21 protein-coding genes are annotated in these 26626 nt (G+C 70.8%); 8 read left to right on the forward strand and 13 right to left on the reverse strand.

Annotation, left to right across the window (positions count from 1 at the left end; all coding sequences use genetic code 11):
• Window positions 1-102: 102 nt before the first annotated feature.
• The 10 genes from AC5L34_RS16155 to AC5L34_RS16200 form a co-directional block, all read right to left on the reverse strand.
• Window positions 103-930, reverse strand: coding sequence for an SDR family oxidoreductase (locus AC5L34_RS16155; protein WP_441175854.1), 828 nt, complete (start codon window positions 928-930; stop codon window positions 103-105).
• A 151-nt stretch (window positions 931-1081) separates the two neighbouring features.
• Complete coding sequence (locus AC5L34_RS16160; protein WP_494825704.1) at window positions 1082-2884, reverse strand: ABC transporter ATP-binding protein; 1803 nt, start codon at window positions 2882-2884, stop codon at window positions 1082-1084.
• Window positions 2881-4548: an ABC transporter ATP-binding protein gene (locus AC5L34_RS16165; protein ID WP_494825706.1), complete on the reverse strand. Its 1668-nt coding sequence runs from the start codon at window positions 4546-4548 to the stop codon at window positions 2881-2883. The genes AC5L34_RS16160 and AC5L34_RS16165 overlap by 4 nt, the downstream gene beginning before the upstream one ends.
• Before the next feature lie 56 nt (window positions 4549-4604).
• Window positions 4605-6356: an asparagine synthase (glutamine-hydrolyzing) gene (gene asnB, locus AC5L34_RS16170; protein ID WP_441175851.1), complete on the reverse strand. Its 1752-nt coding sequence runs from the start codon at window positions 6354-6356 to the stop codon at window positions 4605-4607.
• Between the two features lie 2 nt (window positions 6357-6358).
• The gene (locus AC5L34_RS16175) at window positions 6359-7189 is read right to left on the reverse strand and encodes a hypothetical protein (protein WP_441175850.1); all 831 of its coding nucleotides are present in this window, start codon (window positions 7187-7189) and stop codon (window positions 6359-6361) included.
• Window positions 7186-8025 carry an MbnB/TglH/ChrH family RiPP precursor modification enzyme gene (locus AC5L34_RS16180; protein ID WP_441175849.1) on the reverse strand — a complete coding sequence of 280 codons (840 nt, stop codon included), beginning with the start codon at window positions 8023-8025 and terminating at the stop codon, window positions 7186-7188. Before AC5L34_RS16180 ends, AC5L34_RS16175 begins: the two co-directional genes overlap by 4 nt.
• An 80-nt stretch (window positions 8026-8105) precedes the next feature.
• Complete coding sequence (locus AC5L34_RS16185; protein ID WP_269458869.1) at window positions 8106-8237, reverse strand: hypothetical protein; 132 nt, start codon at window positions 8235-8237, stop codon at window positions 8106-8108.
• A gap of 61 nt (window positions 8238-8298) precedes the next feature.
• Complete coding sequence (locus AC5L34_RS16190) at window positions 8299-10371, reverse strand: glycosyltransferase (RefSeq protein ID WP_494825709.1); 2073 nt, start codon at window positions 10369-10371, stop codon at window positions 8299-8301.
• A 548-nt stretch (window positions 10372-10919) separates the two neighbouring features.
• Window positions 10920-11864 carry a GNAT family N-acetyltransferase gene (locus AC5L34_RS16195; protein ID WP_494825711.1) on the reverse strand — a complete coding sequence of 315 codons (945 nt, stop codon included), beginning with the start codon at window positions 11862-11864 and terminating at the stop codon, window positions 10920-10922.
• A 131-nt stretch (window positions 11865-11995) separates the two neighbouring features.
• On the reverse strand, window positions 11996-13987 hold the full coding sequence (locus AC5L34_RS16200) for an acyl-CoA dehydrogenase family protein (RefSeq protein ID WP_494825713.1): 1992 nt from the start codon (window positions 13985-13987) through the stop codon (window positions 11996-11998).
• A 334-nt stretch (window positions 13988-14321) separates the two neighbouring features.
• Here AC5L34_RS16200 and AC5L34_RS16205 point away from each other — a divergent pair, with 334 nt between their 5' ends.
• From AC5L34_RS16205 to AC5L34_RS16215, 3 genes are all read left to right on the forward strand, one after another.
• On the forward strand, window positions 14322-14600 hold the full coding sequence (locus AC5L34_RS16205) for a BON domain-containing protein (RefSeq protein ID WP_494825715.1): 279 nt from the start codon (window positions 14322-14324) through the stop codon (window positions 14598-14600).
• A gap of 111 nt (window positions 14601-14711) precedes the next feature.
• On the forward strand, window positions 14712-15119 hold the full coding sequence (locus AC5L34_RS16210; protein WP_101410960.1) for a YciI family protein: 408 nt from the start codon (window positions 14712-14714) through the stop codon (window positions 15117-15119).
• Between the two features lie 4 nt (window positions 15120-15123).
• Window positions 15124-16269, forward strand: coding sequence for an RNA polymerase sigma factor (locus AC5L34_RS16215; protein WP_494825717.1), 1146 nt, complete (start codon window positions 15124-15126; stop codon window positions 16267-16269).
• Between the two features lie 99 nt (window positions 16270-16368).
• Here AC5L34_RS16215 and AC5L34_RS16220 read toward each other — a convergent pair whose 3' ends face one another.
• The 3 genes from AC5L34_RS16220 to AC5L34_RS16230 form a co-directional block, all read right to left on the reverse strand.
• Window positions 16369-16641, reverse strand: coding sequence for a GlsB/YeaQ/YmgE family stress response membrane protein (locus AC5L34_RS16220; protein ID WP_357720257.1), 273 nt, complete (start codon window positions 16639-16641; stop codon window positions 16369-16371).
• Window positions 16642-16926: 285 nt separating this feature from the next.
• Complete coding sequence (locus AC5L34_RS16225; RefSeq protein WP_441175844.1) at window positions 16927-18648, reverse strand: exo-alpha-sialidase; 1722 nt, start codon at window positions 18646-18648, stop codon at window positions 16927-16929.
• A gap of 459 nt (window positions 18649-19107) precedes the next feature.
• Window positions 19108-19839, reverse strand: coding sequence for a FadR/GntR family transcriptional regulator (locus AC5L34_RS16230; protein WP_088999715.1), 732 nt, complete (start codon window positions 19837-19839; stop codon window positions 19108-19110).
• A 137-nt stretch (window positions 19840-19976) separates the two neighbouring features.
• On the opposite strand from AC5L34_RS16230, the gene AC5L34_RS16235 reads away from it, so the two are divergent.
• The 5 genes from AC5L34_RS16235 (at window position 19977) to AC5L34_RS16255 (ending at window position 26624) form a co-directional block, all read left to right on the forward strand.
• Window positions 19977-21602 (forward strand): ABC transporter substrate-binding protein, encoded by a 1626-nt coding sequence (locus AC5L34_RS16235; RefSeq protein WP_441175843.1) that lies wholly within the window; start codon window positions 19977-19979, stop codon window positions 21600-21602.
• Between the two features lie 105 nt (window positions 21603-21707).
• Entirely contained in the window at window positions 21708-22664 is a 957-nt protein-coding gene (locus AC5L34_RS16240) for an ABC transporter permease (RefSeq protein WP_441175842.1), read from the forward strand.
• Complete coding sequence (locus AC5L34_RS16245) at window positions 22664-24622, forward strand: dipeptide/oligopeptide/nickel ABC transporter permease/ATP-binding protein (RefSeq protein WP_494825721.1); 1959 nt, start codon at window positions 22664-22666, stop codon at window positions 24620-24622. The genes AC5L34_RS16240 and AC5L34_RS16245 overlap by 1 nt, the downstream gene beginning before the upstream one ends.
• On the forward strand, window positions 24619-25689 hold the full coding sequence (locus tag AC5L34_RS16250; RefSeq protein WP_494825723.1) for an oligopeptide/dipeptide ABC transporter ATP-binding protein: 1071 nt from the start codon (window positions 24619-24621) through the stop codon (window positions 25687-25689). The genes AC5L34_RS16245 and AC5L34_RS16250 overlap by 4 nt, the downstream gene beginning before the upstream one ends.
• Window positions 25686-26624, forward strand: coding sequence for a dihydrodipicolinate synthase family protein (locus AC5L34_RS16255; protein ID WP_494825725.1), 939 nt, complete (start codon window positions 25686-25688; stop codon window positions 26622-26624). The genes AC5L34_RS16250 and AC5L34_RS16255 overlap by 4 nt, the downstream gene beginning before the upstream one ends.
• Window positions 26625-26626 lie beyond the last annotated feature (2 nt).

Raw genomic sequence — 26626 nt, forward strand, 5'->3', positions numbered from 1 at the left:
GTCGGCCCACCGGGCCGCGCTCTGCCCGGTCTCCGGACCGGACAGGGCGCGGCCGCCGCCTCACGCGCAGGGCCCGCGGACCCGACCGGTTTCGGGCCGGGGTCACGCGATGATGTGATGGCCCGCCTTGACGACCTGGTCGTACTCGCTGCGCCGGGCGTCGTAGGCGGCCTCCAGGAAGGTCTCCGAGTCCGGTCCCACCGGCAGCCGTAGCGGCGGCGACTCCATCTGACCGAGCCGCCAGACCACGTCCGCGAAGAGCGCGGGGGAGTTCACCTCGACCTTGGTGTTCATGCCGCGCAGCGCGCCGAGCAGGCCGTCGCTGATGGGCGTGTAGTCCGCGATCCGGTGCTCCGGCATGACCAGGTTGGCGCTGTAGCCGGTGGCGAAGCCGCCCGGCTGAAGGATGGTGACCTTCACCCCGAGGTGCCCGGCCTCGGCGGCCAGCGACTCGGCCGCTCCCTCCATCGCGAACTTGCTCGCCGTGTACGCGGCCAGCCCGGGAAAGGGGACCACACCGGCGACCGAGCTGACGAAGACCGCGTGCCCGCGGCGCTGCGCCCGCCACACCGGCAGTACGGCCCGGGTGAGCCGCCACGGCCCGAAGACGTTGGTGTCGAACTGCGCGGCGACCTCCGCGTCGGAGACCTCCTCGAAGGTGCCGAACTGCCCGTAGGCGGCGTTGTTCACCAGGACGTCGACGCCACCGAAGGCGTCCACCGCCCGCTCGACCGCCTCCGCGCACTGCGCCGGATCCCGTACGTCCAGGGCGGCGGCCACCAGGTTGCCCGGATGCCGGGCCACCAGTTCGTCGAGGGTCTCCGGCCGTCGGGCCGTCGCCACCACCTCTTCCCCCTCGGCGGCGAGCCGGGCCGCGAGGGCCCGACCGAGTCCGCTCGAACATCCCGTGATCAACCAACGCTTCGCCATCGCTCTCGACCTGCCCCATCCGAAGGGTCACCCATCGGATGCAGAGTGTCAGGATCGCCGACGCGGGTGAAGGGACACCGGCTGTCGCCAACCGGATTCGTCGGGTACCCGGCGCACCGTCCTGATCCATCAGCTGACTCGTTTGGATCGATCAGCTGCGCCCGTCAGGCGGCGAAGTCGCACGGGAAGCAGCCGTCGTAGGGTTCAGCGTCCGTTCGCCCGCGACCACGGCGGACAGCCAGCGATCCTCAGCAAGGAGCTCCGCCGGCGGGCCGTGCGCGACGACCCGGCCGTCCCGAACCACCGCCAACGCGTCCGCATCCAGTGCCCCCAACAGGTCGTGGGTCACGACGATCGTGGTGCGTTCGAAGCGCAGCAGGCGGGTGGCCTGCTGCACGGCTCGGTCAGTCTCGACGTCCAGGCTGCTGGTCGCCTCGTCCCAGATCAGCACCGCCGGGTCCGCCATCCACGCCCGTAGGATCGCGACCACCTGACGCTGACTCGCGGACAGCGCCGCCCCGCGCACGCCCACCTGAGTGCCGAGGCCACCGGACGTGGCGGACAGGACCGGCCAGATCCCCAGCTTACGGGCGGCCGCCTCGATGTCGGCGTCGGTGGCCGTGGGATCACCCCACCGGATGTTGTCCCCGACGGAACCGGTGAAGAGGAACCCCTCCTGCGGCACGTAGGCGACCGCCCGGCGCAGGTCCGCGTGGGTCAGCCGGCGCAGGTCCACCCCGTCGAGGGTGATCCGGCCCCGCCGCGGGTCGTAGAAGCGCAGCACCAGCTTCGCCAGCGTCGACTTGCCGGCGCCGCTCGGGCCGACGACGGCGAGGGTGCTGCCGGCCGGCACGGTGAGGTTCACCTCGTGCAGCACGTCGGGTCCGGTGACGCCGTCGGCGTCGGGGTAGGCGAAGGTGACGCCGGACAGGACGACCCCTCCACGCGGCTTCACCAGCCGTACCGGAGACGCCGGTTCGGCCACGGTCGCCGGTGTCGCCATGATGCCGTTGACCCGCTCTGCGCCCGCGACTGCGGCCTGCACCGTGTCGTACACGGTGGACAACTCGTAGATCGGGCTGAAGAAGCCGCGCAGGTAGAGCAGGAAGGCGGTGAGGGTGCCGATCTCCAGGCCGTCGGTGACGACGGAACGGGCGCCCATGGCCAGGACGGCGACGGTGGCGAGCGTCGAGCAGAGGTCGATGGTGGGGAAGTAGACGCCAGCGCTGCGGACTGTCGCGGCCTTGGCCAGCCGCTCCTCGGCGTCCACCGCGGCGAGCCGGGCCAGTGTGGCCCGTTCGTGGCGGAACGCCTGGATGACCGGCACGGCGGTGAGCATCTGCTGCACCTGAACGGTCACCGCCGTCGCGGTCTCCCGCACCTGTCGCCAGGCCACCGCGGACCGGCGGCGGAACCATCTGGTGGCCAACACCAGCACGGGCACCACGACCAGGCAGGCGAGGGCCAGCCCTGGATCAAGTAGTACGAGGACGACCGCCGTGCCGGCGAAGGTGAGCGTACTGACGAAGAGGGTGACGAATCCCTGGGTCAGCAGCCCCGTCATCGCCTCGATGTCGGCGGTGAGGCTGGCCACGAGCCGGCCGGGGCGACTGTGTTCGTGGTACTGCATGGGCAGCCGCTGGAGGTGCGAGAACAGCGCCACCCGGGCGGTGCACAGCATGCCGTGTCCCGCCCGCGCGACCGCGCGGACCTGGGTGCGGGCCGCGAGCACCTCGATACCAGCCAGCGCGATGCCGGCTATTGCCGCCAGGGACAACACCCCGGCGTTCCCGGTCAGGATCCCGTCGTCGATGGCGACCTTCACCAGGTACGGGATGGCGAGCGCGGCGGCGGTCTGGACGACGGCCGCCGCGACACCGAGCAGGACCTGCCCTCGGTGCGCCCGCGCCAACGGGCGCAGCAACGCGACCGTGCCCCCACGCCGCGCGGTCACCGATGACCACCGCCCGCCTCGGTGGCCTCGCGCAGAACGCCTGCGTCGGTCAGCGTCACCACCCGGCCGGCTTTGTGTCGCGCGGTGCCGGGTCGTGTCAGGTGCAGCACCGTCACCGTGCCGACCAGTTCGCCCAGCCGGTCGTGCACGCGGCGTCCGGACTCCATGTCGAGCTGGGTCAGCGCGTCGTCGAGGACGAGGATCCCAGGTTCCGTCAGGAGCGCCCGGGCGAGGGCCAGGCGTTGGCGTTGCCCGCCGGAGAGAAGGTGTCCCTGGTCACCGACCACGGTGTCCAGACCCTCGGGCAGCGATCGGATGACCTCGTCGGCAGCGGCGAGGCGCAGGGCCCGCTCAAGTTGCGCGTCGGTGGCCATGGAACGGCCGACGAGCAGGTTGTCCCGGATGGTGCCGTGGAACAGGGTGGCTTCCTGCGGCACGTAGCCCACCGTGCCGCGCAGGGAGGCGAGCGTGACGTCGGAGACGTCGACGCCGTCGACCAGCAGGCGGCCGGAGTCCGGCGGCCAGAGCCGTACCAGGAGCCCGGCCAGGGCCGACTTGCCGCAACCACCGGGGCCCTCGATCGTCACGTGCTCACCGGCCATCACGTGCAACCGGATCCGGCGCAGGCCCGGCCATGTCCCGCCGGGATGCCGGAAGCAGAGGCCGTCGAGGGTGACGGAAGCCCCGCCGGAAGGTCGGGGCAGGTCGACCGCGCCAGGACGGTCGGTCATCGTCGGGCGTTGGTCCAGCACCTCGAAGACGCGTACGGCGCTCGCGGCGGCCCGCCGGGCGGAGCCGAACAGCCCGACCATCGAGGCGACCGGCCAGACCAGCAGCGCCATGTAGGTGCTCAGCGCCACGAGGGTGCCCACAGTCAGCGATCCCCGGATCGTCAGGTACCCGCCGAACCAGACGATGAGCACCAGCCCGATCTCGGGCAGCCCGATCGTCCAGGGCAGGTAACGGGCCTGGAGAGCGGAGGCGGCCACGTTCTGCTCGCGAACCTCGATCGACCTGCGGGTGAACGCCCGGATTTCCTCGTCCTCCCGGCCGAGCCCCTTGACGACCCGGATTCCCGCCGCGTTCTCCTCGGCGTGCGTGGCCAGCGCGGCCACCCTCTCCTGAAGGGTGGCGGAGACGGCGAACGTCTTGCGGCCGTAGCCCACGGTGACCAGCCCGAACAGCGGCAGGACGCAGGTGGCGGCGAGTCCCACCGGCCACGACAGCACCCAGATCTGGGTCAGTGCGGCGGCCGCGGTCAGCGAGTTGAGGATAATGAACAGAGCGGAGTAGGAAACGAAGGCGCGGATGATCCGCACGTCGGATCCGACGAGGGAGAGCACCCGGCCGCTCTCGACGCGGCTGTGCCAGCCAACGTCGAGCGAGAGCAGGTGTCGGAACAGCCGGGCCCGCAGGTCGGCCTCCAGTCGCAGCCCGACGCCCCCGCTGGCCTCCCGACGGACGACGTCGCAGAGCCAACGCAGGGCGGCCAGGCTGAGCAGGAGCCACAGGCCGTCGATGGTGGCGTCGCTGTCACGGGGCACCAGTCCGTGATCGATGATGTGCCGGATCACCAGCGGCAGTGCGTTGGTGAGGAGGATGACCAGGACGCCCAATCCCACTGCCGCCGCGGCCGCCCGCCACTGGGGCCGCAACAGTGCCATTACGCGGAGCAGGCCATCCCGCTCGTCGACGGTGTCGGTCGGCATAGGACTGCTGGTCAGCCGCGCAGGGAAAGGGCCGGCCGGCGGGCCTGCTCCGTCATGAAGTCGAGCATGGTGAATCCGTCGGGCAGCACGCCCCGGTATCGGATGAAGATCTCCCGGTACAGGTTGAACACCAGCAGGTCGGACTTCTGGTCGAAGTACGCGCCGTACTCGTCGTCGCGCAGGTAGTCCGCCGGCAGCACCTGCTCGCAGAGGCGGATGAACCGCTCCCGGTGCCCGAGTACCGAGGTGGGTGCCCCGATCTTGCGGCGCAGCACGCTGCCCACCAGGTTGACCTCGTCGCCCCAGGTGGTCAGGACGGCATGCTTCAACAGTCGCTTGGCGATGCCCAACTCCCAGTCGACCCGGTACGCAAGCGGCTGACGGAAGGCGAACTCGACCACTCGGTGGTCGAGGAAGGGCACCCGCATCTCCAGGCTTGCCGCCATCGAGGAGGCATCGAGGAGCTCCAGGTGGTCCCGGGTGAGCTGTTCCCGCATGTTCTCGGCGAACAGCGTCCGCAGGTACTCGGGGAATGGCTGGTCGGCCGTGAGGGAGTCCAGGAACTGCCGGCCCCGACTGCTGACGCTGTGGCCCGACGTTTCGAGGGCGGCGAGTCGGTCGAGCATGCGACGGGTGCGGAACCGCCGGTCGACGTACTCGCCGTAACCACCGAAGACCTCGTCCGCGCCCTCGCCGTTGAGACACACCTTGACATCGCGGCCGATGCGTCGGCAGAGGACGTTGAGTGCGATCCCGCCAAGACCGGCGGGCTGCTCGGCGGCGGTGAGGTAGCGGGGGATGGCGGCGACGAAGTCCTGGAAGCTCAGGATCGACACATGGTGGTCCAGTCCGAACTGTCCGGCCAGCCGTCGGGCCTGCACCACGTCGGGATGGTCCGGACGGTCCCCGATCGTGTACGCGCGGATCGGGCCGTCGTGCAGCTCGCGCATGAGCCGTGCCAGGAGCGTCGAGTCCAGCCCGCCGGAGAGCGTGACGCCGACCTCGACCTCGGCCATCAGGTGCGATTGGACGGTGTTCCGCAGCAGGTCCATGAGTTCGGCGGCGGCCTCGGGTAACGGGACCGGATCGGGGTCGACGTCCGGCAGCGTGTGGTAGCGGGTGAGCGCGGTGACCAGCCGGCCCTCTGCCACGACCGCGCTGAGCACGTGGCCGGGCGGCAGGCTCACCACCCCGCGCAGCAGGGTGCCCGGGCCGGCGGGATGGCCGAGCACGACGGTGTCCACCAGCGCCTCGCCGTCGATCTCGGGCGTCAGCGAGGAGTTCTGTAGCAGGGCCTTGACCTCGGAACCGAACAGCAGGGCGCCGTCGACCTCGGCGTAGTGCAGCGGCTTGATGCCGAATCGGTCGCGGGCCAGCAGCAACCGTTCACCGTCGACGACCGCGAAGGCGAACATGCCCTGGAGATGATCGACGCAGCGGTCGCCGTACTCCTCGTACAGGTGCACGATCACCTCGGCGTCCGAGTCGGTACGGAAGTCGTGTCCCCGCCGCCGCAACTCGTCCCGGAGTTGTCGATAGTTGTAGATCTCGCAGTTGGCCACCACGTACACCTCGCGGCGGTCGCCGCGGATCGGTTGGGCGCCGTTGTCGATTCCTATGATGCTCAGGCGTCGATGACCGACGCCCACGACGCCCGCGTCGTACCGGCCCTCGTCGTCGGGGCCGCGGTGGCGCAGTACGTCCGTCATCGCCGTCAGAGCCGACCGGTCCTGACTGCCGAAGATTCCGGTGATGCCGCACATCCTCAGCACGTCCTTCCGGTCGTCAGCGCGATCGCCCCGAACCGGTGCAGGGCGCGGAGCGCCTCGACGACCGGGCGCGGGTCGGGATAGGCGGAAGCGATCTCGTCCACCGTGCGGACGCCGTCGCACCGGCGCCACACCGACTCCATCGCGACGTTGAGCCGACAGGTCTGTACGAGGGCCTTCAGCGGCCGCTTGACGAACAGGATCCGTACCGGCTCGGCCAACGGCGGCACGTGCTCGGGCACATCACCGGACTGCAACCTTGGCAGAAGGGCGGTCAGGTCGTGTCGGAAATGGTCGACGAGCACATGGGGGCCGGTGATCGGCACATGGTCGCCGAACGACCCTGGCGGGGTCGTCCGGTGCGCGAACTCGGCGGCGCTGGCACAGGATGCGACACCGAACCCCTGCACCAGCAGGTGTTTCTCGTACCGGAGCAGATCCCAGGCGTACGCGGGCCGCAACTCGCCCTCGGCGAACAGCTTCTCCGCGAACTCGCACAGCCGGGTGGTGGCCAGGATGACGGCGCTCTCCGCGACCGGGATCGGGGGATACTCCCGACAGAAGCGGACCAGGTGGCGGTCCAGTTGGGTGTGCAGGACCAGCGCCGACAACGGCGTCGACTTGAGCGCCAGGCCCAGCCGGGCGTGCGCGAGGTTGCCGGCGTGCAGCCGCAGTCGCTTCCGGTCCATCCGCCGCAGGCTGTCCAGCTCCCGTTCGGTGAGGTCGTATCCTGGCGGCCGGTCCGCGCCGTCGGCGAAGAACTCCCGCTGGAAGTACGGGTCGGTGAGTAGCCGGCTGAACACCCGTTGCATGTCGAGCAGGCTCATGAGCCGGCTTCCACCCGGTCGGGCAGCAGGTCACGTGCGCGGTCCAGGTGGTCGAGCAGCTCTGCGAACTCCGGCCAGTCAGAGTCCCACTCGAGCAGGATCGCCTTTACCGGCGCGCGTTCCACCACGTGGGCCGCCAACTGCCAGACATGCTCGTTGACGGGGCTGCTGTGGGTGTCGACGATCATCCCGGCCATCTCGACCCCGCCGGCGATGTGCATCTGCACCACCCGCTCCAGAGGTATGGAGTCGAGGAACTCGTACGGGTCGAAGGCCAGGTTCACCGAGTTGATCCACACGTTGTTCACGTCGATCAGTAGGCCGGTGTCGGTTTCCTCCAGCACCCGGGTGAGAAACTCGCCCTCGCTGAGGTCGTTGCCGGGGACGGGAAAGTAGTAGGTGACGTTTTCCAGCAGGAAGGGCGGATCCGGAATTCGCGCCTTCAATTGCCGGACATTCCGGCACACGGCGTCGAGGCTCTCTTCGGTGAACCATACCGGAGTGAGCTGCTCAACATCGACCTCGGGCACCTTGGTGAAGCTGAGGTGGTCGCTGAACCAGTGGCCCTTCGTGGCCTCCACGAACTGCGCGAGCCTATTCAGGTAATCGTCGTCGAGAGGCGCGGCCGTGCCCACGGAGAGGCCGACGCCGTGCGGAATCAACGGGAAGGTGTCGCTGAGTTCCAGAAGCCGAAGGAGCTTCTCCGGCGGGGCGTGGAGATATTGGTCGGAAATTACCTCGAGAAAGTCGATTCGGTCCGCGTTGGCGACAATGTCGTGGTGCAGCGCCGTGCGGTACCCCAGGCCGGCGCCGAGCCGTGGTAGAGCCTTGCTCATTGCATCCTCCTGTGGAAAATTGTGAGGAGTGCGGGCTGCGGTGCCGGCCTAGGGCATCAGCGGCTTGGGTCAGAAGGCGGTCAGGCCTCCATACCGCAGCCCGTGCACCCACCGCAGCTCGAGCAACTCGCGCAGCCGGGGGCGTCGGTGTCGGGGACGTTGCTGAGCGAGAGCTCCTCCATCTCGAACACGATGTCCTCCTTGGTCTCCATGTGGTTCACCTCCCTTCGTGGTCGAGTGGCCGACCGACGGTGCGGACGCACTGCCGGGGTCTCAGGGAGTGCCGTCTGGGGCGGCTTCCTCCAGCACCACCGCGCCCTCGCCGCGCAGGCGCACGAGGGCGCCGATGACGTCGGCCTCCGGGGCCGGGGCCAGCGCGGCGACGATGTCGCCCACGGTGCGGGTACCGTCGCAGAGGCCGAGCAGGCGACGGGTGCCGTCGTTGAGGCGCAACTCGCGGTGCTCGAGGTTGGGGTACCGGACGAAACAGACGACGCAGCCTCTGCCCGCCTCCCCGGCAGCGGCGCGGACCGGGTCGGAAGGCTGGCAGAACAGCTCGGTCACGTCGTGGTCGAACGACTCCACCAGGGTCGTGCGGGTGCGGCGCGGTACCATCCGCCGCAGGACCGGCGTCGGGAACCGGGTGCCGGCGTGCACGTCCCGGTCGTACGGGCCGTCCTGACTGGCCCAGAGCCGGCCCCGCTGGTAGCGCAGCACGTCGGCGAGGTAGGCCGGGGTGACGGCGGCAGCCGCCGCGGCCCGGTCCAGGTGCCGGGCCAGGTGGTCACAGAACGCCTCGGCGACGGCGAACTCGTCGGCCGGCGGTGTGGCGTCCCGCGTCGCCACGAACCCGGCGACGACGTCGGACCAGGCTGTGCCGAACAACGCGGCCAACTTCGGCGTGAGCTCGGCCAGCAGGTCGGGCAGGTGCGGGGGTGCGGGCATACCCCGGGCCGACGAACCGATGTCGACCAGCGATTCCCAGGCGTCGGCGAAGACGTCGAAGGTGTCGAACTCGGTGCCGAGCATCCCTCCCGCCGCGCCGATGCGGGCGGCCTTGTCGGGGTCGCGGATGACCAGCTCGAGTTGCGCAGCCAGCTTCTCGTGCTCCTTGGGGTCAGCGACAGTCAGGACGTTCTCCTGGTCGATCAGGCGGTGGGCGTACGACTGCTTCTCCAGGATCTCCCCGGACAGCACCAGGCAGGTGCCGCAGGAAAGCACCTCCCGCGGTACGACCGGACCATGGATGCCGATCGGAAAATCCCGCTCCAGGAAGCACACCGCCGTGCAGGTACGGATGAACCGGGCCACCCGCCACGGCGGCACGAACCCGAGGATCGTGCTCCGGTCGGCGAGACCGGCGGCGCGGATCTCCGAGCGCATCCGGTCGAGCTGGGACTCCCCGCTGAGGAAGAGCGCGTTGAAGCGAAGTCCCCGGCCGGCGAGGACGGCCATTGCCGCGATCAGGTCGAACGTGCCCTTCCGGTCGCCGGGTTTGCCGTACATGCCGATGGTCGGTAGCGCCGGGTCGAACTGGACGCCGAGACCGTCGATGGATGCGGCGGCGATCTCGGCGGGGCTCATCGGCTCGGCTTCGGGTGAGAACGCCGATCGCGGCAACGGGTAGGGCGGGCCGGCCCGCAGCGCGTTGCGCTCGACACCCATGCCGAGGAACCGGCGTACCAGGGAGGGTTTGGTCGCGACGGCGGTGGCCGAGCGCAGGATCTCCTTGTAGACCGCCGCCAGTTCGGGCAGGCGCATGAGCCGGTCGAGGTCGCTACCGGCATGCTCGACCAGCATCGGCGTGCCGGTGAACGTCGACGCGAGGTGTCCGGCCACCACGTACGGCTCGAAGTAGTAGGCGACGATGAGTTCGCAGTCGTGTTCGCGAATCGTCGCGGTGGCCAGGCCGGCGAGCTTCGAGACGAATGGGTTGCTCAATGGGATGTGTGTCATCCGGCGCGGCGTCATCGGTTCCGGGTTTAGCACCCTGACCCCGCCGCCCGAATCGGGGAATTGCGGTTCGTAGTGCTCCGCGTCCCCGTCGTCGAGGCGCTGCCGGAAACGCGCCTCGACCTCATTCGCGTTCGTTACCACGAATACTTGGTGACCACGGGACGCCAAAGCCCTCGCGGCCCAGTAGTTCTGGGCACTGACTCCGCCCTCGATCGGAGGATACTTGCCGATAAAACATATCCTCAAGGATCCGCTCCTCTGGGTGAGGGGAGTTGCGAAGCGAGCGTATGGGGAGGTCGAGTTTTCCGTCAACGGATCGGAGAATCCTGGGCCGGGTTGAAGGTGCATCAAATGGCGGGTAGACCCCGGAGGGGTGTCACGCTCGGTCATGTCTGGCCCAATGGATCAACAGTCTGGCTGCCGGAACGGGAAAGGCTCCTGAAACCGCCGGCCAACGGGAATCGCACAGCCTGTCGGGCATTCGCGTCGAGGCCGCCGGCCAGCTCCGCCCCGGGCTGCCTGTCCGACATGCGTGACATCGGCCAGTGATGCCTGGGCCACGCATCGTGACGGTCGTGGCTGGAGAATGCAAAGCATTGGTAAGCCGTTGACCAAACAGGTCATCAGGGAACAGGAGGAGCCATTCCCTGCTAGCCCGAGCCCATTTTTAGCCTGTTCGGCGCTCGTTGCGCAGTGCGGGATACCGGACAAGACGCCCCGCCGGACGGTGCGCCCGGGGGTCTTCCCACGTCCGTAGCGCGGCGCGACGCTGGAGAAAGCTGGGCCTTGAAGATCTTCCCGTACGAGGAAGCGGGACGACGAGCCAGGGGTGCGCGCCGATCGGACGGACCGCCGGGCGGCCCACCAGGACGCCGCCACCACCGTCGGCAGCCCGCCGATCCCGCCAGGGCGGCGTGCGTTCCGTGCCGACGAGACGGTCAGGTGGCGACGGTACGGTGCAGCCGGAGGAAGGACTCGGTGAATCCGAGGGCCGGCCAGGCGCGCGACGCGAGCAGGTTCGTCACCCGCCAGTCGGTCGCCACGCTGTCGAATCCACTGTCGGCGGCCCAGTCGATGACGGCCTCGCCGAGCGCCCGGCCCGCGCCCCTGCCCCGCGAGTGGGGGAAGACAGCAGCGAAGCCGAGGAATCCGGCGTTGTCCGGGCGGGCCAGACCCAGATGCGTACTCGACTTCTCCAGAGCGCATCCGATGGCCGAACCGACGACGTGGCCGTCCGACTCGGCCACGAACGTGACGAGTCCGGTGTCGGCGATGCCCTCCTCCCACTCGGCCAGGTTCTCCTTGACGGTCGACAGCACGCCGGGGGAGAACGTCGGGGACGATCCGTGCTGCCGGGGAAGTTCCAGGTCGAGCTCGGCGAGTGCCGGGATGTCCCCACGAACAGCCCGACGCACCGACAGCCCCGCGACGTCGACGGTCCGCGTCCTGACCGCAGGCCTGACGGCGTGCGCCTGCTGCTGTCCGAAACCGAGTCGGAACCAGGCCCGGACGAGGTCGGCGTCGTGCGCCGGCACCAGCACGTAGTGGGCCGTCCGGCCTTCTGCGACCCATCGGGTCGCCGCCGCCGCGTACAGGTCCCGTGTCACCTCTGCGTCGGTCACCGCCTGCCCCGCTGCTTCCACCCAGATGTTCGGCCCCCACACCGGTGACGATTTAGGCGATCCGAGGACGAAGCCGACCGCAACGGCGTCGCGCAGTGCCACCGCGCCTGACGCGCCGGTCGTCTCGAACGCGACGGTCAGCTCGCGCAGTGCGGCGTCGACCGCACAGAACCGCGCGGACAGCAGCGGCTCGGCCATCCGGTGCCGGCGGTGCCGTTCGGCCAGCAGCGCGCCGCACGCGGCCAGATCGGCGGACTCCATCGGCCGTACTCTGACTCGGGACATGTCCCGCAACGGTAGCCACCGGCCCGTCCGCCGGCATCGGATTTTCCGGGACGGGCAGCGACAGGCACGTCACGGGTCACGACTCAGGACCCTGCGTCGGATCCCGCCTACGCCGGTACCGCCTGCGGATCCTCGGCGGCGTCGTGCGTGGCCATGGTCTCCTGCCGCAGGGGTTCCTCGCGCAGGATGGCGCAGTGCAGCCACGCGTCCGGGATGCCGAAACCGTCGACGAGGGTCCGCATGTGCGGGCGCAGCTCCTTGAGCAGCCCGTTCACCACGCCGGTGATCGCCTTGCTGCGGGCCGGCGTGAGACGGCCGTGCTCCAGGAACCATCCCTTGTGGGCCTCGATGACGCTGAGCGCGTACAGGTCGCAGACCCGGGACAGCAGCGCCCGGACCGCCGGGTCCGGGGTGTCCTCGATGCCGGCGACGAACGCCTCCAGGGTGACCCGGTCGACGTGCGCGGCGGCGACGGCGAGGACGTGGTCCTGGACGTCGTTGAAGATGTCGAACGGGCGGTCCTGCTTCGTGGCCGCGCCGTTGCGCAGGCGCCGGACGGCGCCGTCGAGGAGGTGCCTCTCGCGGTCGTCGAAGACCTTGAGCTGCCAGCCGCGGTCGGTGACGGCGACCTCGTCGTCGCGGCCGGGCACCGCGCTGATCATCCGCTCGATGAGCGAGCGCGCGGCGGTGCGCTCGAGCACCATCTCGCGGACCTGTTCGGCGACGAACGAGGCGCGCCCCCAGCCGTCCAACGAGCCGAACTCGTCCCGGTAGCCGGTGAGCAGCCCCTTGGCCACCAGTTGCAGCAGCACCGTGTTGTCGCCCTCGAAGGTGGTGAAGACGTCGGTGTCGGCCTTGAGGCTGGGCAGCCGGTTCTCGGACAGGTAGCCGGCGCCGCCGCACGCTTCGCGGCACATCTGGATGGTGCGGGTCGCGTGCCAGGTCTGCGCGGCCTTGAGACCGGCGGCCCGAGACTCCAGCTCCCGTTGCCGGTGCTCGTCGACCGGCTCGTCGCCGCCCTGCGCCTCGCTCAGCGCGACCACCAGCTCGGCCTGGGCGAAGTGCAACGCGTACGTGGTGGCCAGGGCGGGCAGCAGCTTGCGTTGGTGGGCCAGGTAGTCGTTGAGCAGCACCTCCCGCTCCGCGTCGGGCGTGCCGAACTGGCGGCGGATGTCGCCGTAGCGCACCGCGATGGCCAGCGCCGACCTGGTGGCCGCCGACGCGGCCCCGCCCACGCTCACCCGGCCCCGGACCAGCGTGCCGAGCATCGTGAAGAAGCGCCGGGAGTCGTTCTCGATCGGGCTGGAGTACGTCCCGTCCTCCGCGACCTGACCGTAGCGGTCCAGCAGCATGTCCCGGGGCACCCGCACGTGGTCGAAGCTGAGCCGTCCGTTGTCGACGCCGAGCAGGCCGGCCTTGGCTCCGGCGTCGCCGATGGTCACGCCGGGCAGCGTGTTGCCCTGCGCGTCGCGGATCGGGACCAGCCACGCGTGTACGCCGTGCCGCCGTCCATCGGTGATCAGTTGCGCGAAGACCACCGCCATCCGCCCGTCCCGAGCCGCGTTGCCGATGTAGTCCTTGCGGGCCGCCTCGTGCGGGGTGTGCAGGTCGAAGGTCTGCGTCTGCGGATCGTACGTGCAGGTGGTGCGCAGCTGCTGGACGTCGGAGCCGTGGCCGGTCTCGGTCATCGCGAAGCAGCCGAAGATCTCGCCCGAGACGATGTCCCGCAGGTAGGCGTCGTGGTGCCGCCGGGTGCCGAGGGCCGCGACCGCGCCGCCGAACAGGCCCCACTGCACGCCCGCCTTGACCATCAGCGACAGGTCGACCTGCGCCAGCATCTCGCAGGCCACGATCGAGCCGCCGATGTCGCCCCTGCCGCCGTACTCGGTGGGGAAGGCCGACGCGATGCCCAGTCCGACGGGGAGCTCGGAGAGCAGCCGGGTGATCCGCTCACGTGCCTGGTCGCCGGTCTCGCCGTACACCGGGAGGAAGCGCGCGTCGAGGTGGTCGCGGTGCGCGTTGCGGACGTCGGCCCACGGCCCGTCGAGCGTTTCCCGCAGGCGGGCGGGGTCGATGCGGTCGGACGCGTGATCGGCCATGGTCACCCCTCGAAATGGCGGACATATCGGTACGTCTCTGCCCAATCAACACTACCCGCCACCTACCATGGCCCGGCGAGCGAGATCGCGGTGAGACGGGACACCATCGCCGTGTCGTAACGTCGGCGGCCCCCGCACGGTCGTGCTCGTCGCCGGCCGCTCCCGTCGTCCCCGACAAGGCACCTACCCGCACGACGGCAGGCGCACACGTCCGATCCTCCCGTCGCCATGGCTCGTCACCGTCCCGGGCGTGAATCGTCACGAGGCTGTCGTATTGCGGCGGAGCCTGCGGGGTAGGGCTCTCCGGGAGACGCCAAGACGTGAGGAGCGAGTCGTGACGTACCCCTGGTTGTTCCCCGACGGCCTGCCGTCGCAGTTCCGTGCCGAGCCCACCTCGGCGGACGCCCGGCTGGCCTGCCGGCTGCTCGACCGGATGCAGCGCGATCCGCTGCTGCGTCCCGAGCGCATCTGTATCGAGGTGCAGAACCGCGTGGTGATCCTAGAAGGAACGGTCGGCGAGCCCGACCTGAAAACTCGTGCCCACGCCCTCGCGTGGAGCACCCCTGGCGTGCACGACGTGAACAACCGGCTGTGCCCGCCCTCCGACGCGTGATCGCACAGACCTGAGAAGAATCTCCACGGCGATGTCGAGAATCCGGGACTGGCTCCGTCCCTGCCATGAACGCGACCACAATGGTCGGCGCCAGCACCGAGGAGAGACATCATGGCCAAGTACCTGCTTCTCAAGCACTACCGTGGCGCACCGGCCGCGGTCAACGACGTGCCCATGGACCAGTGGACGCCGGAGGAGATCTCGGCACACATGCAGTACATGGACGACTTCGCGACCCGGCTCGAGGGCACCGGCGAGTTCGTCGACGGCCAGGCCCTCGCCCCCGAGGGGACGTTCGTCCGGTACGACGGTGAGGGGCGCCCGCCCGTCACCGACGGCCCGTTCGCCGAGACCAAGGACCTCATCGCCGGCTGGATGGTGATCGACGTCGACAGCTACGAGCGCGCCGTCGAACTGGCCGGGGAACTGTCGGCGGCCCCGGGGGCCGGCGGGAAGCCGATCCACGAGTGGCTGGAGCTGCGTCCGTTCCTGACCGCACCGCCCACCATCACCGAGTGACCTGATGGACGAGGCGCTGCTCCGGAGCCTCACGCCGGCGGTGCTCGGCGTCCTCGTCCGCCGCGGAGCCGACTTCGCGGCGGCCGAGGACGCCGTTCAGGACGCGCTGCTCGACGCTGTCCGGACGTGGCCGGCCGACCCGCCGCGCGACGCGAAGGGCTGGCTGGTCGCCGTGGCCTGGCGCCGGTTCCTCGACGCGACCCGCTCCGACGTGGCCCGCCGCCGGCGGGAGGACCTGCTCGACGAGGAGCCGACGCCCGGGCCCGTGCCCGCGGTCGACGACACGCTCCAGCTCTACTTCCTGTGCGCCCACCCGACGCTGACGCCGTCGTCCGCGGTCGCGCTCACGCTGCGCGCCGTCGGCGGACTGACCACCCGCCAGATCGCCCAGGCGTACCTGGTGCCCGAGGCGACCATGGCGCAGCGCATCAGCCGCGCCAAGCGCACCGTGGCCGGCGTACGGTTCGACCAGCCGGGCGACGTCGCCACCGTGCTGCGCGTGCTCTACCTGGTCTTCAACGAGGGCTACTCCGGTGACGTCGACCTCGCCGCCGAGGCCATCCGGCTCGCCCGGCAACTCGCGGCCGCGATCGACCACCCTGAGGTGGCGGGGCTGCTCGCCCTCATGCTGCTGCACCACGCCCGGCGTCGCGCCCGGACCGCGCCCGACGGCAGCCTGGTGCCGCTGGCGGCACAGGATCGCGGCCGGTGGGACACCACGTCGATCGCCGAGGGCGTCGCCATCCTCCAGGCGGCCCTCGCCCGCGACCGGCTGGGCGAGTTCCAGGCCCAGGCCGCCATCGCCGCGCTGCACGCCGACGCGCCCACCGCCGAGGAGACCGACTGGGTGCAGATCGTCGAGTGGTACGACGAACTCGTGCGCCTGACCGACAGTCCGGTCGTCCGGCTCAACCGCGCCGTGGCGGTCGGCGAGGCCGACGGGCCGCGCGCCGGACTGGCGGCGCTCGCGGCGCTGGACGATTCGCTACCCCGCCACACGGCGGTGGCGGCCTACCTCCGCGAGCGCGACGGCGACCTGACGACGGCGGCCCGGCTGTACGCCGAGGCGGCCCGGAAGGCACCCAACCTCGCCGAACGCGACCACCTGACCCGCCAAGCCGCCCGGCTCAACACCCGCCGGTGCCCCTGACAGCCGGACCGGTGGTGACACCGGCAACGGTCCACCGGTCGCGCGGACAGCAGCGCCGGCCCGCCCCCTGGGGGGACGGGCCGGCGTACGCGCTGCGCGTCAGCGAATCCGACGGCGACCGTAGGCGCCCGCGACGACGGCCACACCGATCGCGGCGAAGATGACCTGGATGGCCAGCTCGATCCAGTCGATGCCCCTGGTGTCGTCGACACCGAGGGCGCCGGCGACGAGGGTGCCGAGGATCGCGGCGACAACGCCGATGAGCAGGGTCAGCCAGATCGGGATGTTCTGCTTGCCCGGTACGACCAGCCGACCCAGCGCGCCGATGATCAGGCCGATGATGATCGCGGTGAAGAAGCCGGTAACTTCCACGAGAGTCGTCCCTCCAGAGGGGTTGTCGTCGGTTCTGATCTTGCCCAGCCCCGTCGGCGTCGAAACCCTCGCCGTGTCGGCCGTCAGGCACCTCAGCAGGTACGGAGGACGCTCCGCACCGGCGGCCGGCGGCACATGATCACGGATAGTGAGTCAATGCCTACCTCACCGTAACCCGAACCGGACCCGGCGGGCCGGAACACGCGCAACGCCGCCACACCGTCCGCCGTCGGCGGGAACCCGGCCGGGTGCCGCGGTGCGTACGGCACCCGGCCGGGTTCCGCGTCAGGCCGCCTTGACCCAGTCGAGGGTGAAGCGGGCGAAGTGGATGCCTCCGGTGTTGCCGACCTCGTACAGGTTGCCGATCCTTCCGTCGGACAGCACGGCCATGGTCGAGTAGCCCGCCCCGCCCGGCTTGATCAGCGCCCGGGCCGGCCAGCTGGCGCCGTCGTCGGTGGACAGCCGGACGGTGAGGTCGTTGCGCGCGGTGGGGTGGGCGTTGTTGCTGAACAGCGCCGTACGGGTGCGCACCGGCGCCCCGTTCGCGCCCACGTCCGACGGGCGCAGGTAGGACAGTTCGTCTGCGTTACACAGCGGATCGGTCAGCGCGGCGCTGGCTGTCGCCGGGCCGAACGTCGCGCCGCCGTCGGTGGACGTGGCGTAGAAGCGGCTGCGGGTCGAGTTGTGGCGCATGTTCTGCACGACGGCTCCGGTGCCGCGCTCGATCGCCTTGCTCTCGTTGATGTTCCCGCCAGCGGAGCCGCCCCGCCGCCACGTCACGCCGTGGTCGTCGCTGTAGATGTTGCCGGCGTGGCTGGTGCCGGCCGCGTCCCGGTAGGCGATCGGCTGGACCAGGCGCCCGGTGCTGGTCTGGATGCCGTGGCCGGAGGAGAAGAACACCTGCCGCCACGCCGGGTCCTTGATGGCCGGGTTCAGCTCCACCGGCGCGCTCCAGGTGGCGCCGTCGTCCCGGCTCGTGATGTACCGCAGGTGCATGCTGTTCGGGTCGTCGGCGGTGTTGAGTCCGGAGCTGCCCGACCAGAAGCTGATGCCCGGCCTGGGGGAGTACGTGAAGAAGCAGTAGACGGTGCCGGTGGCGCGGTCGACCAGCAGGCTGGGATCGCCCGCCCCCTCACGGGTGGTGGCGGGGGCGTGGATGACGCGCGGCTGCTCGAAGGTGCGGCCGCCGTCGGTGCTGCGGATCATGGCGATCTGGATGTTGTTGGTGCCGCCGCCGAGGTCGTACGAGCCGTCGACCCGCGCGTCGGCCACGGCGATGACGGTGCCGCTGTTCGTGACGGCCATCCCGGGGATGCGGACCGAGGCGACGGTGCCGTCGTAGCGGCCGCCCGCGCCGTTGAGGTTGCGGATGACGGTCTGCGTGGTCAGCAGCGTCGTCGTGGTCAGCTGCGGGTTGCCGGCGGCCATGTCGCACGCGGTGGTGCCCCGCAGTGTGGTGTCGAAGCCCGGGGCGGTGACCCGCAGGGTGTACGGGGTGCCGCTGCCGACCGTCCAGTAGTGCAGGAAGTTGCCGCCTGCGGCGACCGTGCGGGTCCATGGCGAGCCGGTGCGCCCGGGCCACGTGACGGTGAAGTCGCGGGCGGTGGTGGTGCGGTTCTCCAGGATGAGCTGGAGACGGCCGGCGGTGCAGTCGAAGCCGGTCTGCGCGGACATGCCGGTGCCGCAGTGGAACACGCCGGCGGAGGTGTCGTCCAGACCCGTCGGGGTGGTCGTGCGCAGCGTGTAGGCCGTGCCGGCCGCCAGGGTCCAGTAGAGCTGTGCGCTGCTGCCGGCGGTGACCGTCCTGGTCCACGGGGAGTTGGCGCGCCCGGGCCAGGTGACGGTGAACGTCTGTGTGGTGGTGCTGCGGTTGTCCAGTAGCAGGAGCAGTCGGCTGGTCGTGCAGTCGGCGCTGACCGTCGCGCCCACTCCGGCGGGAGCGGCGTGGGCCGGCGTGGCGGGCAGGAGCGCGGCCAGGCCGAGGAGGGCGGCCACGACGGCTGTCACTCGGCGCGGTATGGCGCGGGCAGGAGGCACGGGGATTCCTTCCGGGGGAGGTGGGGAATCGGAGAGCCGAATCAGCCATAAGACGTCGGATGTCCGATGTCCTGACGCTAAGGGGCGCCGCGCCGGCCGTCAAGAAGTCGATCGATGGGCAGGCGTCGGCGCCGGCGCGGGAGGTGTCCACGTGCCACCGCCCCGGAGCTGTCCGGTCGACGGCGGGTGATGGCGGGTCTGGCCGCCGGGCGCAGGCCGGGCGGGCGCGGGAGCCGGCCGGACGGCACGCTCCGCCACGGCGGGCATCCTCGTGCCCGCCGGTGGGCCGGGGCCGTCGGCCGGCGCGGCGACGGTGCGGCGTACGCCATCGGTCGGGTCGCCCGCGAGCGCGTGCCGGCCGCGAGCCTGGTGCTGCGGGCGCCGTCGCGGGCGTGCGGGGTGGGGGGAGGTGGGCCGCCGTCTGCCGGCTCAGGGCTGTACGGCGCGCGCGATGCTCGCCCGGATGGGCGCGTAGTGCTCGGCGATGGCGGAGCGCAGGCCGGCGGGGTCGCCGGCCGCGACCGCGTCCACGATCGCCCGGTGCCGCTGCGCGGTGATCACCCGGTCCTCCGGCTCGGTGCGCAGCGTGGGGGCCACGATGGCCTGGACCTGCCAGAACGCCTCGGTGAGCTGGAGGATCAGGTCGTTGCCGAGGGGCTCCATCAACTTGAGGTGGAACGCCCGATCGACCTCGAGGAAGTCCTTGCCCTGGGCGGCCAGGTTCTCCATCTCGTCGGCGAGCGCGGAGAGTTCCGCGCGGTGCTCCTCGTCGAGGACGTCGATGGCCTGGGCCGCCAGCCCCTGTTCGAGGGTCTGCCGGACGTCCACGACCTGCCCCAGTACGTGGTGGTCCTCCTCGCCGCTCAGCAGGCCACGGAAGGCGAGGCTCTCCACGAGGGCGTTGAGGGACATGCGCCCGACGAAGGTGCCGTGACCGTGCCGCACCTCGACGATGTCGAGGGCGGAAAGGATCTTGACTGCCTCGCGGACGCTGGAGCGGCTGGCTCCCACCGCCTCGCACAGCTCGATCTCGGTGGGCAGGAGGTTGCCCGGCTTGAGGCGGTTGCGCAGGATGTACTCCTTGATCCTGGTCGCGACCTCCTGCCGGCGGGGACCCGGGCGCTCCGTGCCGCGTAGCGGAGTCGCGTCAATGGTCGTCATCTGCCCCTTGCCCTTCGTTCATGAATCTGACACGCTCAGCCTATCGGCATCAGACGTCAGACGTCATACCCATAACTTCGAATCCCCCAAGCGCGAGCGGTGACGCGAGCGCATGAAGAGCCTATGGAGGCATCTCCGTGAGCACCACTGGTAAGCCGCCGAGGAGCCGGCGCGTCCCCGCGCGCCGAGTCCGCCCACTGGCCATCGCGTCCGTCGCAGCGACCCTGGCGATCGGGCTGGCGGCGTGCAGCGGCGGCCCTGCATCGACCAACGCCGTCGGCGACGGTAAGGGGGGATCGTCGATCGAGACCACGTTGGCGTTCACCCTCTCCAGCGGGTTCGATCCCGCCAACGCCTCCTCGGCGGTGGCGACGGCGGTCAACCAGCACATCTTCGAAGGCCTCGTGGATCTTGACCCGGTTACCCGGGAACCCTACCGGGCGCTGGCCAAGGACGACCCGACGGCCAGCGCCGACGGGCTCACCTACACCGTGTCGCTGCGTGACGGCGCGAAGTTCTCCGACGGCACCCCCGTCACAGCGGAGGACGTGGCCTGGTCCTTCACCCGGGTGCTCAAGCCGGCGGACCCCAAGACGCCGCCGCTGATGCAGGGGTTCGTCTCGTTCATCGACTCGGTCGAGGCCAAGGACGCCACGACGGCCGAGTTCACGCTGAAGTACCCGTTCGCCCTGTTCGCCGAGCGCATCTCGGTCATCAAGATCGTCCCCAAGGCGAAGACGGCGGACGCCGCCGCCGCGAAGGCCTTCGACACGGCACCGATCGGCTCCGGCCCGTTCAAGATGGACAGCGCGTCCAAGGAGTCGGGCATCAAGCTGAGCAGGAACCCGAACTACGCCGGCCCCCGGCCCGCCAAGGTGGACACGATGACGTGGAACACCACCACCGAGGCCTCGGCCCGGGTGTCGGACCTGCAGGGTGGCCGGGTCCAGGCCATCGAGTCGGTGCCCTACCTCAACGTCGACGCGCTCAAGGGCAAGTACACCGTCGACGTGAAGCAGGCCTTCAACCAGGTCTTCCTCATGTTCAACTCGGCGGCGGCGCCGTTCAGCGACAAGCGGGTGCGCCAGGCCCTGCACCACGCGATCGACAAGGACGCGGTCATCAAGACCGCGCTCAACGGCTACGGCAGCCCGGCGACGAGCTACCTCGACGAGGGCAACAAGGACTACCAGAAGGCCGCCACGGTCTACGACTACGACCCCGAGAAGGCCAAGGCCCTGCTCGCCGAGGCCGGCGTCACGAACCTGTCCTTCCGGCTCGACACGACGGACAACTCCGTGGTGAAGGACGTCGCCCCGCTGGTCATCGAGCAGTGGAAGAAGATCGGCGTCAACGCCAGCCTCAACACGGTGCCAAGCTCGGCCATCTACGGCGACATCGTGCCGAAGGACACCTTCCGGGTGCTGATGGCCACCGGGGACCCCAGCGTCTTCGGCGTCGACACCGACCTGCTGATGCGCTGGTTCTACTACGGCGAGACGTGGCCGGGACAGCGCTACCGCTGGAGCGACGCGAACCGTAAGGCCATGGCCAACCTGCTCGACAAGGCGGCCCAGACGTCCGACGAGGCGGCCCGCAAGGCGCTGTGGAAGCAGGCCCTCGACCTAGCGGCCGAGGAGGCCGCGCTGTACCCCGTCCTGCACACCAAGGTCGTCACCGCGTACGACCCCGCCAAGCTCACCGGCTTCTCGGGCGCCGCGACCACCGGCCTGTACTTCCTGGGCGCCAGCCGGAGCGGCTGAGCCCGCCCCGGGGGCCCGGCCCCCGGCCCTGCGCGTCCCGCCCGGCCCACGCCACCCGCGGACCGGGCGGGACGCCTCGGCGGCCCTCGACGAGAGAAAGACACCATGCTGAGCGTTCTGAGCCTGGTCGCGCGACGACTCCTGACCCTGGTTCCCCTGGTGCTGGGCATCACGCTGTTCGTTTTCGTGATCATGCAGTTCTCCCCGATCGATCCCGCGCTGTCCGTGCTCGGTGACCAGGCGACCCCCGCGCAGGTCGCGGCGTTCAAGGCCGCCAACGGCCTCGACGACCCGCTTCCCCTGCGCTACCTGCACTTCCTGGGCGACCTGGTCCGGGGAGACCTGGGCATGACCTTCCCGCCCTCGGTGCCGGTCGCCGACAAGATCGCCACCGCGCTGCCGCTGACCATCCAGCTGACCGCCCTGGGCGTCGTCGGCGCGCTGGTCATCGCGTTGGCCCTCGGCATCCCCGCCGCGCTGTACCGGGACCGCTGGCCCGACCAGGCCATCCGGTTCGTCTCCATGGCGGGCATCGCCACGCCGTCGTTCTGGCTGGCGCTGCTGCTCATCCAGGAGCTCTCGGTGCGGCGCCCGGTCTTTCCGACGGGCGGCTACGTCAACCCCGCCGACTCGGTCGGCCTCTGGTTGCAGTCCCTCGCCATGCCCGCGCTGGCCCTCGCGGTTCCGGTCGGCTGCTCACTCGCCCGGATCGTGCGCACGTCGATGGTGGAGGAACTCGACAAGGACTACGTCCGTACGGCCGTCGGCGCCGGGCTGCCGCCCCGGGTGGTGATCGGCCGCAACGTGCTGCGCAACGCGCTGGTCAACCCGCTCACCGTCCTGGGCCTGCGGATCGGCTACCTCATCGGCGGCACGGTCGTCATCGAGGCCATCTTCTCGCTGCCCGGCATGGGCACCCAGATCATGAGCGCGGTGCAGCAGAACGACACCGCCCTCGCGCAGGGAACCGTCCTCACGATCGCCGTCGGGTTCGTCGTCGTGAACCTGGTTGTCGACATCCTCTACCTCTTCGCCAACCCTCGACTGCGCGGAGCCCACTGATGCGTCGCACCCTCACCGCCCGGCTGTCGCGTCCCGGCATCGCCTTCAGAAGGCTCACCGTCACCTCCCGGATCGCGCTCGGCTTCGTCCTGCTCATCGTCCTGGTCGGCATCTTCGCGCCCCTGCTTCTCCGGCACGATCCCGCCCAGGCAGGGCTCGGCCCGGCCCTGACGGGCCCGAACGGCGAGCACTGGTTCGGTCTCGACAAGCTCGGGCGCGACGTCTTCTCACGGCTGGTGGCCGGCACCCGGCGTTCGCTGATCGTCGGCTTCGGCGCCGCCGGCATCGCCCTGTTCGTCGGCGCGATCCTCGGCGCGCTGGCGGGAACCAGCCGGACCGCGGTCGACGAGGCGGTGATGCGCTGCCTCGACGTCGTCATGGCCTTCCCGGCCATCGTGCTGTCCGCCCTGCTGATCATCTCCTTCGGGAAGAACAGCCTGCTGGTCCTCGTGATCGCGATCGGCTTCGTCTTCACCCCGTCCGTCGCGCGGATCGTGCGCGCCAACGTGCTCTCGCAGTACCGGGAGGACTACGTGGCGGCCGAACGGATCATCGGCGCACGCCGGCTGCACATTCTCTGGCGACACGTCCTGCGCAACTGCGCCGCGCCGATCCTCGTCTTCGTCACCGTCATGGTGGCCGACGCCATCGTCTTCGAGGCGTCCCTCTCCTTCATCGGTGGCGGGCTGGCCCCCCAGGAGGCGGAGTCGTCGTGGGGCTCGGTCATCGCCTTCGGTAAGGAGATGGTGCAGATCGGCGGCTGGTGGGCCACGTTCTTCCCCGGCCTGCTGATCCTGCTCACCGTGCTCGCCCTGAACGTGCTCTCCGAGGGGATGTCCGACGCCTGGGCCGCCCCGGCGGCCCGGCGCGCCACCAGCTCGCCGGCCGCCGACCCGCTGGCACGGGCACAGCCCGGCTCCGGCGAGGTCGTGCAGCTGCCCGGCCTGCCGGAGGCGGCGCGGCGGCTGCGCGAGCGCGCCCGCCCCCTCCCGCAGGGCGAGCCCGTGCTGGAGGTCAGAGACCTGGCGATCGGGTTCGAGGGACGCCACCGGGGCGTCGACATCGTCGACGGCCTGAGCTTCGACGTGCGCCCCGGCGAGGTCGTCGGCCTGGTGGGGGAGTCGGGCTCGGGCAAGTCGCTGACGTCCCTCGCGGTCATGGGGCTGCTGCCCCAGGGGGCCAGGGTGCGCGGTGCGGTCCACTTCGCGGGTACGGACCTGCTCACCCTAGGCGCGAAACGGCGGCGTGCCCTGATGGGCCGCGAGATCGCGATGATCTACCAGGACGCCCTCTCGGCGCTGAACCCCTCGCTGCGCATCGGCCCCCAGCTCGCGCAGATGATCCGCCGCGGCGGCACCCGGTCGGCCGAGGAGCTGATGGGACTGGTGGGCCTGGACCCCGGGCGCACCCTGGCGGCGTACCCCCACGAGCTCTCCGGCGGGCAGCGGCAGCGCGTGGTGATCGCCATGGCCCTCTCCCGCGACCCGCGCCTGATCATCGCCGACGAGCCGACCACCGCGCTCGACGTGACGGTCCAGGCGCAGGTGATGGAACTGCTGCTGCGGCTACAGGAGCGGCTGGGCTTCGCCCTGATCCTGGTCAGCCACGACCTCGCGCTGGTCAGCGACGTCGCCGACCGGGTCGTCGTCATGTACGGCGGTCAGATCGTCGAGAGCGGTGTCACCGCCGACGTGGTCGGGGCCCCGGCGCACCACTACGCCCGGGGGCTGCTCGGCTCGGTGCTCTCGCTGGAGGCCGGCGCGCAACGGCTCACCCAGATCCGCGGCGTGGTGCCGTCCCCGGCCGACTTCCCACCGGGATGCCGCTTCGCGGACCGCTGCCCCATGGCGACCGAGGTCTGCCGCGACACGGCGCCCCGCCTGACGGGCACCGCCGCCCACGGGTACGCCTGCCACCACCCGGCCGTCACCGTCAGCGAAGAGGAGCTGGCCCGATGAGCGCGACAGCCACGCGACAGCCGATCGTCGAGCTGCGCGACGTGCACGTGGTCCACCGCACCCGCGGCGGCGGCATGTTCAACCGGGAGCGGGTGTACGCCCTCACCGGCGCGGACCTGACCGTCCGCGCCGGCGAGACCATCGGCGTCGTCGGTGAGTCCGGGTGCGGCAAGTCCACCCTGGCCAAGGTGCTGGTGGGGCTCCAGCGGCCGACGAGCGGCACGGTCACCTTCGCCGGCTCCGACGTGTGGTCGATGGCCGCGTCGCAACGGCGCCATCTCATCGGCACCGGCATCGGCATGGTCTTCCAGGACCCGGCCACGTCGCTGAACCGCCGGATGCCGGTACGCGACATCCTGCGCGACCCGCTCGACGTGCACCGCCGGGGCAGCAGGAGCCAGCGGGAGGAGCGCGTCGCCGAGCTGATGGCCCTGGTGGGACTGCCCAACTCGGTCGCCGACGTCCTGCCGAGCCAGCTCTCCGGCGGGCAACGCCAGCGGGTTTCCATCGCGCGCGCCCTGGCCCTGGAACCGGGCCTGGTGATCGCCGACGAGCCCACCAGCGCCCTCGACGTCTCGGTACGCGCGCAGATCCTCAACCTGCTCCTGGACCTCAAGGAGCGCCTCGGCCTGGCCATGGTCTTCGTCTCGCACGACATCCAGACCGTCAAGCGGATCAGCGACCGCGTGGTCACCATGTACCTCGGCCGGATCGTGGAGCAGGCGCCCGCCGCCGGGCTCCCCGAGGGCGCCCAGCACCCGTACACGCGCGCGCTCTTCTCCGCCACGCCGGGCCTGCTCTCGCCCATCGACCCCATCCCGCTCGTGGGTCCCGTCCCCCTGGCCACCCGGCCACCCAGCGGATGCCCGTTCCGCACCCGCTGCTGGCAGGCCACCGACGTGTGCGCCTCCGACATGCCACCGGTCGAGCCGGGCGCCGACGGCGGCGGCCACGAGTTCCGCTGCCACCACCCCGTGCCCGCCGGGTCCAGCAACGCCGAGTTGGTGGAACTCGCCAGAGCAGCGACGGGCCGCACCACCCCCCTACACGTCGAGGAGACAGCGTGACCACCCCAGCCCCGCGGATCGCCGGAGTCGTACCGCCGGTCGTCACCCCCCTGACCGAGGAGGGCACGGTCGACATCCGCTCCCTGGAGCGGCTCGTCGAGCGGCTGCTCGCGGCCGGCGTCGACGGCATCTTCGCGCTCGGCAGCTCGGGCGAGACGGTCTTCCTCACCGACAACCAGCGGGACCAGGTCCTCGAAACCGTCGTGAAGACCGTCGGTGGGGCCGTACCCGTCATCGCCGGCTGCATCGAACCGACCACCCGGCGGGTCCTGGACCGCGCGGAGGCGTCGGCGCGGCTGGGCGCCGACGGCCTGGTGGCGACCGCGCCCTTCTACGCCATCGTCGGCCGCCACGAGATCGAGCGGCACTTCCGGTCCCTCGCCTCGTCGGTCGAGCTGCCCCTGTTCGCGTACGACATTCCCGTCTGCGTGCACACCAAGCTCTCCACGGACCTGCTGACCCGGCTGGCGGCCGACGGGGTCGTGGCCGGCGTCAAGGACTCCAGCGGGGACGACGTCGCGTTCCGCCAACTGGTGCTGCGGATCGCCGAGCGGGCGCCGGACAGCGGCTTCAGCCTGCTGACCGGGCACGAGGTGGTCGTCGACGCGATGATGCTCGCCGGCGCCTCCGGTTCCGTTCCCGGGCTGGGCAACGTGGACCCGGCGGGCTACGTGCGACTGCACCGGGCCTGCGTCGGCGGCGACTGGGACACCGCCCGGCGCGAGCAGGACCGCCTGACCCGGCTGTTCCGGATCGTCGACGCGGCCGACCCCGCCACGACGGCGGGGGCGACGAGGGGTGTGGGCGCGTTCAAGACTGCCCTGGCCCTGCTCGGTGTCATCGACGGCAACGCCGTGTCGCTTCCCCTGCGGCCGCTCGACGCTGACGAGACGGCCCGTGTGCGTACGCAGCTGGAACTGGCGGGGCTGCTCTGAGC

The sequence above is a fragment of the Micromonospora sp. ZG13 genome, from assembly GCF_059359355.1.